The sequence below is a fragment of the Streptomyces sp. WAC06614 genome, assembly GCF_003949795.1.
Classification (GTDB): domain Bacteria; phylum Actinomycetota; class Actinomycetes; order Streptomycetales; family Streptomycetaceae; genus Streptomyces.
In genome coordinates this window covers 1-7,341 of the sequence record NZ_RPRY01000332.1, presented here as the reverse complement: position 1 = coordinate 7,341, position 7,341 = coordinate 1, and the positions used below count along the sequence as shown (strand labels likewise).

The following is a 7,341-nucleotide window of genomic DNA, read 5'->3' as shown; positions in this document are numbered from 1 at the left end:
TTCGCCGGCCACTGGTCCGGGGCCTTCCCCTCCGACCCGACCACCGCCCACTACGCCGCGGCCGGCCGCGGCGTAGTGGGCGGTGGTCGGGTCGGAGGGGAAGGCCCCGGACCAGTGGCCGGCGAAGGACGCGGCGAGCACCACCAGGAGGGGCAGCGCGAACAGCGGCAGGAAGAGGAGGGCGAAGACGGTCCAGACGGCCCACCGGCCGGCCTTGCTATGCACCAGCACGCTTGCTCACCACCCGGTAGAGGCCGAACAGGCCGACGGAGATCGCGATGTTGACGACGGCGACCACGCAGGCGGCCGGGTAGTCGGCCTCCAGGATGGCCTTGCCGTAGATCAGGGTCGGCAGCGTGGTGACCCCCTTGGCGCCGGTGAACAGCACGATCCCGAACTCGTTCAGGCACATCACCAGCACCAGGCTGCCGCCCGCGGCGAGGGCGGGCAGGGCCTCGGGGAGGATCACCTGCCGGATGATCCGGCCGGGTCCGGCGCCCAGTGAGGAGGCCACCTCCAACTGGGCGGTCTCCGTCTGGGAGAAGGCCGCCAGCAGCGGGCGCATCACGAAGGGCGTGAAGTACGTGATCTCCGCCAGCAGCACGCCCCAGGGCGTGGTCAGGAAGTGGAACGGCCCTTCCGCGGCTCCCGTGACCCCCGTCCACAGGCCGTTGGCCATGCCCACCGTGCCGTAGACGAACAGCAGGGCGAGGGTGATGAGGAAGGAGGGGAAGGAGAGGAAGACATCGATGAACTTGGCGACGGCCTTGGCGCCGGGGAACGGGACGAACGCGATGACCACGGCCAGGAGGAAGCCGAGGACCAGGCAGCCCACGGTGGCGCCGGCGGCCAGCTGGACGGTGGTGCCGAGTGCGTCGCGGAAGGCGGCCGAGCCGAAGACCTTGGTGTAGCCGCTGATCGCGCTGCCGCCCCGCTCCGGGGAGAAGGACTGCTGCACGACCAGGCCCAGCGGGTAGAGGAACAGCAGCCCGAGGACGGCGACCGGCGGCAGGGCCCACACCACGCGCGGCACCGACCGGGGGCCGGGGCGCGGCGGGGCGGCCACGGCGCGCGGCACCGCCGCGCTCCCGGCGTCAGCCATGGGACACCTCGGCTGTCTGCGCCACCCCCGCCGTCAGCAGCACGGCGTCGCGGGGCGCGAAGTGGAGGGTGATCCGGGTGCCCAGGGCGGGGGTCTCGCGCAGTTCGGGCAGGTCCGCCGTGATGCGGTGGCCGGACACCTCGACGTGGAGCCGGTGCGTGGAGCCGCGCCACTGGACCTCGGTGAGCTTGCCGCGCAGCGTGTTGGGCCCGCCCTCGCCGAGCGCGAGCAGGTGCGGGCGCACGCACAGGGTGGCCGAGGCGCCCGGGGCGGCGGCCGGCACCGGGTCGACGGCGAGGGTACGGCCCTCGAAGGTGACGCCGGACCCGTCGGCGGCGACGGTGACGGGCAGCAGGTTGGCGTTGCCGACGAAGGAGGCCGTGAACGCGGTGCGCGGGGTGCGGTAGAGCTCCTGCGGGGTGCCGCAGTCCTGCAGCCGGGCCTTGTCCATGACCGCGATCCGGTCGGCCAGGGTGAGCGCCTCGACCTGGTCGTGGGTGACGTAGAGGAGGGAGACGTCGGGGAGTTCGCGGTGCAGCCGGGCCAGTTCGGCCAGCATGCCCGAGCGCAGCTGGGCGTCGAGCGCGGACAGCGGCTCGTCGAGGAGGAGGACGCCGGGGCGGATGGCCAGGGCGCGGGCGATGGCCACGCGCTGCTGCTGCCCTCCGGAGAGCTCCCGCGGGTAGCGCTCGGCGTACGCTCCCATGCCGGTCATCTCCAGGGCCTCGGCGACCCGGCCGGGTATGTCGGCCCTGGGGGTCTTCCGGGCGCGCAGGCCGAAGGCCACGTTGTCCTGGACGCGCATGTGCGGGAAGAGGGCGTACTGCTGGACGACCATGCCGATGCCGCGCTGGTGCGGCGGCAGGTGGGTGACGTCGCGGCCGCCGATCCGGATCCGGCCGGAGGCGGGGGTGACGAAGCCGGCGACGGCGCGCAGTGCGGTGGTCTTACCGGAACCGGAGGGTCCGAGCAGGGCCATGACCTCGCCGGGTTCGACGGTCAGGTCCAGGGAGTCCAGGACCGTGGTGCCGCCGTAGGCGACGGAGACCGACTCGAAGCGGATGCCGCTCACGCCGACTCCCGGGCGCGCAGCAGTGTCGGCAGCTCCGCGACGGAGTCGAGTACGTGGGTGGCGCCGGCCGCCTCCAGCGCGGCGCGGTCGTGCGCGCCGGTGAGCACACCGGCGACCAGGCCGGCGCCGGCGCGGGTGCCGCAGAGCATGTCGTAGGCGGTGTCCCCGGCGACGGCCACGGAGCGTACGTCGTCCACCGCGGCGGTACGCAGGAACGCGGCCAGCACCATGTCGGGGTACGGGCGGCCGCGGCCGCCGGCGTCGGCCGGGCAGAGGGTCAGCTCGACCAGGTCCTGCCAGCCGAGGGCGGCGAGGACGGCGTCCTGGGTGACGCGGGCGAAGCCGGTGGTGAGGACCACGGTGCGGCCGTCGGCGCGGAGTTGCTCGACGGCCTCGCGGGCGCCGGGGATCTCCTTGACCAGGCCGCCGTCGACGAGTTCGGCGTAGGCCTGCTCGAAGGCGGTGTTGGCGCGGTGGGCGAGCTCCTCGCTGCCGAAGAGGTGGCGGAAGACGGAGATCTTCGACTCCCCCATGGTGGCGCGGACGTACTGGAGCTTGGCCGCGTGGTCGGCGGAGTCCGGCTCGACGCCGAGGTGGGCGGCGGCCCGCTCGAAGGCGCGCTCGACCAGGCCGCCGTCGGCGACGGTGGTACCGGCCATGTCGAGGACGACGAGGCCGTGGTGGGGGGCGGGGTGGTCGGTGCGGTGCGTGGAGGTCATGGCGGTCACCAGCTCAGTTCGTCGGCGGTCGTCTCGGCGATGGCGGGCGAGCAGGTCATGCCGCGGCCGCCCGGCCCGGTCACCAACCACACGCCCTCGCGCACCTGCTGGCGGTGGACGACGCGGGTGGTGTCGGTGCACTGCGCGTACACGCCCGCCCAGCGCCGCCGGACCTTCGGCAGCGGGCGGCCCAGCAGGGACTCGACGACCCCGGTGAGGTGCTCGTAGGGGTCTTCGAGGGTGTCGAAGGCGAAGGGGTGCTCGTACTCGTGGGTGTCGCCGATGGTCAGTCCGCCGTCGAGGCGCTGGACCATCAGCAGCTGCATCTTGTGCGCGGCGGCGACCGGGGCCTGGGCCTGCCCGGCGTCGAGCGCGTCGAGGGCGGGGCCGCGGTAGGCGGGGTAGTAGCGGAAGCTGTCGGCGTCGGCGACCGAGGTGGCCAGCGGCTCGCCGAGCGGCTCGGTCTGCATCATCTGCAGCCGGACGCGGCGCACGGGCAGGTCCGGGGCCAGCTCGCGGACCAGGCCCGACAGCCAGGCGCCGGTGGCCAGGACCACGTGGTCGCCGCGGTGGACGTCGCCGTGGTCGTCCCGGACGGCGCCGGTGCCGACGACCTCGCGGACCTCGCGGCCGGGGACGAAGGTGTAGCGGCCGCCGGCCTTCAGGGCCTCGCGCAGGGCGAGCTGGGCGGTGCGCGGCTCGACGGCGGCGTCGCGCTCGCAGTGCAGGGCGGCGTCGAACGTGCCGCGCAGGGCCGGGTTGACGGCGCGGGCCTCGTCCGGGGTGAGCAGGCGGTAGCCGCGGGCGGCGGCGTCCTCGCGGGCGGTGGCCGCCTCGGCGACGGCGTACTCGTGCGGGCCGCGCACCGGGGTCAGCGAGCCGTTGGGGCGGAAGCCCAGGCCCGGGACCTTGGCCCCGATGCCCTCCCACAGCTCCCGGGCCCGCAGGGCGGTGGCGAGCTCCTCGCCACCGGCCCGGCCGCTGACCCAGATCTGGCCGAAATTGCGCAACGAGGCGCCACGGGCCTCGGCCTCGCGCTCGATCTGGACGACCTCGTGGCCGCGTTCGACTGCTTGCCAGGCGTGCATGGTGCCGACCACGCCGCCTCCGACGACTATGACTCTCACGCCCCTCACGGTCGTGGCGCACCGTGACCCGGCGGGGGCGGTCCGGCGACGCGACGGTGAACAGCCCCCGACGCTTGGACTAGACCCGTTACCTGTTGGTGATCAGGAGATGCCCCTTTGGGGAGCGAATGGTCTGGTTCGATCCGTTGCCGGATACGGCTACGCGGGGCGCAGACGGGTCGTGAAGCTGAACCGGTCGCCACGGTAGAGCGAACGCACCCGCTCCAGGGGCCGCCCGTCCTGGTCGCGGGAGAACCGGTGGATGAGCAGCATCGGCAGGGCCGGCGGCGTCCCGATGAGCAGGGCTTCGCGCGGGGTGGCGAGCACCGTCTCCAGCTTCTCGTCGGCGTCGCCGAAGGAGATGCCGAGCTGGTCCTTGAGGTAGCCGTAGAACGACGAGTCCGGCGGGAAGTCGGTGTCCAGTCGGGGGGCGCGCGCCACGCGCAGGTAGGTGCTCTCCAGGCCGACGCGCTCGTCGTCGGCGAGCAGCACGCGCTCCATGTGCCACAGCGGCTCGCCGGGCGCGGCGCCGAGGTCCGCGGCGAGGTCGGCGGGGCAGGGGAACTGCTCCAGGCCGATCAGCCGGCGGCCCGGGCGGCGGCCCTGGCGGCGCACGCCCTCGGTGTAACTGGCCAGCGACAGCGGCTGCTCCAGCTTCGGCCCGGCCACGACCGTACCGCGGCCGGAGCGCCGGAGCCGCCCTTCGAGCAGCAGCTCGCGCAGGGCCTGCCGAAGGGTCTCGCGGGACACCTCGTACCGCTCGGCGAGATCCCGCTCGGTGGGCAGCAGCCCACCCTCGCCGAGCTCTTCGAGGAGGACGGAGAGACGGGCCTTGACGGCGTAGTACTTGGGGATCCGGCCGTGCTCGGGAATACCCGAGCGAACGGGCCGGCCCCGGCCAGCAGCGCGGCGGCGGCGTAGGCGCCGAGGGTGTGGGCCCGGGCCCGCGCCGCGTGCGCCCGGGCCTCGGTCGCCCCCGTACGGGCCAGGGACCCGGCGGCGCCGGCCTCGACCGGCTCCTGCGGCCCCTCGACGGAGAACCGGTACCCGCCGGCCTCGCCGATCCATTCGCCGTCGTCGCCGCGGCGCTGCACGAGCGCGGCATCGGCGACGACTTCACCCAGGGGGGCGTCGGGCGCGAACGCCAGATGCACCTTGACGGTGACGGACCCGCCGGGGCCGACGGTGAACCCGGAGAAGGCGCCGCCGCCGTCGAAGACGGCGATGATCTCGTCGCGGTCGCTGCGTTCGAGGGTGACGGAGTGGCTGGAGGCGCCCGTCTCGAAGTCCATGCGCAGGTGGGCCGGGCGCAGCGTACGGGCCTGGTCGGTGAGGACGACGACGGGGTGGACGGCGGTGCAGGGGCCGTCGGTCGTGTTGGTCAGGTCCAGGTACCAGGACTGGGCCCCGCCGCCGGCCCGGTACACGGACGGTCCCCCGCGGATCCGGGCCCCGATGGGGAACGCGGCGTCCTTCCCGCTGCCCCCACAACTGGCCCTGGCCCGCGAAGGCAAGGCAGGCGCAGGCCGCCCCCCACCAGGCGCCGCGGGCCCGGCCCCGGGCCCGGCGCCGACCCCTACGTCCCGCACGGGCGGCGGCCCGGGAACCACCACGCGCGGGCCGGCGGCCCACGGACCGGCCGCCCGTGCCGCCGGGGCGGCGGCCGCCGGGGCGGCGGCACGGGCGCGCACGGCGGCGCGGGCGGGCGGAGCCTGGGCGGGCGCGGCCAGGACGTGCGCGGCGGCACGGGTGGCCCGAGTCCGGGCTGGCACGGCGGCGCGGGCGGCCGGGCGTGAAGCCAGGGCGGGCGCGGCGGCGTGGACGGCCGAGGCCGAAGCAGGGGCGGGCACCGCCACTGGCAGGGCGGCGTTGACGGCCGGAAGACGGAGTGGGGGCTGGGCGCCGGTCACCGCGGCGGCCGCGGGCGTGGCGGGGGCCGCCGCCGCAAGGAGTACGGCGGCCAGGGCAAGGGCGTCGCGTCCACGCATGGCAGGCCTTCGCTGTTCGCCGGACGATGGTCGGACGAGGTGACCATCACCCTGCCCTGTGCCCTGCACCTTCCCACGCGCGCGAAGCCCCCCACGCATGCCGCGCGGCCGCCCCACCGCATTACCCCCGTCCGGGCGCAGCGCCCGCCCGACCCGGGCGGCCGGCAACGGGGTCGGCCCGCCCAGCCGCCGGGCGGCCCGCCGGCCGGGAGTCGGCGGCCTCGCCGAGGCGGTGCGCGGCAGGCGAGACGGCAGCGCCTCGGCCCGGAGCGGCAGCCCGCCGCAGGCCGGTGCAGTGCCCGCGCGCGGCCGGAGCGGCAGCCCGCCTCAGGCCGATACAGGGCCCGCGCGCGGCCCGGTGCGCGGCCCGGTGCGCGGCCTGGCGCGCGTGGCCGGGGCGGCAGCCCGCCTCAGGCCGGTGCAGTGCCCGCGCGTGGCCTGGCGCGCGGCCTGGCGCGCGTGCCCGGAGCGCGTGCCCGGAGCGGCAGCCCGCCCCAGGCCGATACAGGGCCCGCGCGTGCCCGGAGCGGCAGCCCGCCCCAGGCCGATACAGGGCCCGCGCGCGGCCGGAGCGGCAGCCCGCCTCAGGCCGATACAGGGCCCGCGCGCGGCCTGGCGCGCGGCCCGGTGCGCGGCCTGGCGCGCGTGGCCGGGGCGGCAGCCCGCCTCAGGCCGGTGCAGTGCCCGCGCGTGCCCGGGGCGGCAGCCCACCTCAGGCTGGTGCAGTGCCCGCGCGTGGCCGGGGCGGCAGCCCACCTCAGGCTGGTGCAGTGCCCGCGCGTGGCCTGGCGCGCGGCCCGGTGCGCGGCCTGGCGCGCGTGCCCGGGGCGCGGCCCGGTGCGCGGCCTGGCGCGCGTGCCCGGGGCGGTGGGCCCGCGGCCCGGCGCGCGGCCCGGTGCGCGGCCTCCAGGCAGTGCTCCCCGCCCGCACGCGGGGCCGCGGGACCACAGGGCGGCGGCACAGCAGGGCCACGCGGGCGCGGCGCAGCAAGGTGGCGGCTGCTCTAGGGGGTTCGGCCGAAGAGGGGGCCCAGGATGAGTTCGGCGGCGCCTTCCGCCACGCCGGACGGCGCCAGGGCGACCGTGGCCGGGTGGGGGGTCAGGGCGCGGGATGCCAGGACGGTGCCCACCCCGTGCACGAACGTGGCCGGCGCCGCGGCCACCACGCGGCCGCCCAGCAGCACCCGGTCCACGTCCAGCAGGGCGACCAGGTTCGCCGCCGCCTCGCCGAGTACCCGCGCGGCCTCCGCCATGTCCCCCCGGGCCGCCGCCGCCAGGCACAGCGTCTCCACGCACCCCCGCGCCCCGCACCGGCACGGCGGTCCGTCCAGCAG

At 76.6% G+C, this 7,341-nt stretch carries 5 protein-coding genes and 2 pseudogenes; all 7 read right to left on the bottom strand.

Features of this window, described 5'->3' with window-relative positions; translation table 11 throughout:
* Positions 1–231, bottom strand: a pseudogene (locus EF918_RS29775) (hypothetical protein); the annotation flags it as partial.
* Positions 218–1,102: a 2-aminoethylphosphonate ABC transporter permease subunit gene (locus EF918_RS29770; protein WP_125652040.1), complete on the bottom strand. Its 885-nt coding sequence runs from the start codon at positions 1,100–1,102 to the stop codon at positions 218–220. The gene EF918_RS29770 and the pseudogene EF918_RS29775, both read right to left, overlap by 14 nt.
* On the bottom strand, positions 1,095–2,174 hold the full coding sequence (locus EF918_RS29765; RefSeq protein ID WP_125652039.1) for an ABC transporter ATP-binding protein: 1,080 nt from the start codon (positions 2,172–2,174) through the stop codon (positions 1,095–1,097). Before EF918_RS29765 ends, EF918_RS29770 begins: the two co-directional genes overlap by 8 nt.
* Positions 2,171–2,893 carry a phosphonatase-like hydrolase gene (locus EF918_RS29760; RefSeq protein WP_125652038.1) on the bottom strand — a complete coding sequence of 241 codons (723 nt, stop codon included), beginning with the start codon at positions 2,891–2,893 and terminating at the stop codon, positions 2,171–2,173. The genes EF918_RS29765 and EF918_RS29760 overlap by 4 nt, the downstream gene beginning before the upstream one ends.
* A gap of 5 nt (positions 2,894–2,898) precedes the next feature.
* A complete protein-coding gene (locus EF918_RS29755) occupies positions 2,899–4,020 on the bottom strand; it encodes a TIGR03364 family FAD-dependent oxidoreductase (RefSeq protein ID WP_125652037.1) in 1,122 nt (373 codons plus the stop codon).
* 159 nt (positions 4,021–4,179) lie between these two features.
* Entirely contained in the window at positions 4,180–4,893 is a 714-nt protein-coding gene (locus tag EF918_RS29750; RefSeq protein WP_125652041.1) for a GntR family transcriptional regulator, read from the bottom strand.
* A 2,118-nt stretch (positions 4,894–7,011) separates the two neighbouring features.
* Positions 7,012–7,341 (bottom strand): annotated as a pseudogene (locus tag EF918_RS29745) (ROK family protein); the annotation flags it as partial.

What these genes read in the sequence shown, in the direction of transcription:
- EF918_RS29770 (WP_125652040.1), bottom strand. Translation starts at nt 1,102, where the DNA reads ATGGCTGACGCCGGGAGCGCGGCGGTGCCGCGCGCCGTGGCCGCCCCG.
- EF918_RS29760 (WP_125652038.1), bottom strand. Translation starts at nt 2,893, where the DNA reads ATGACCTCCACGCACCGCACCGACCACCCCGCCCCCCACCACGGCCTC.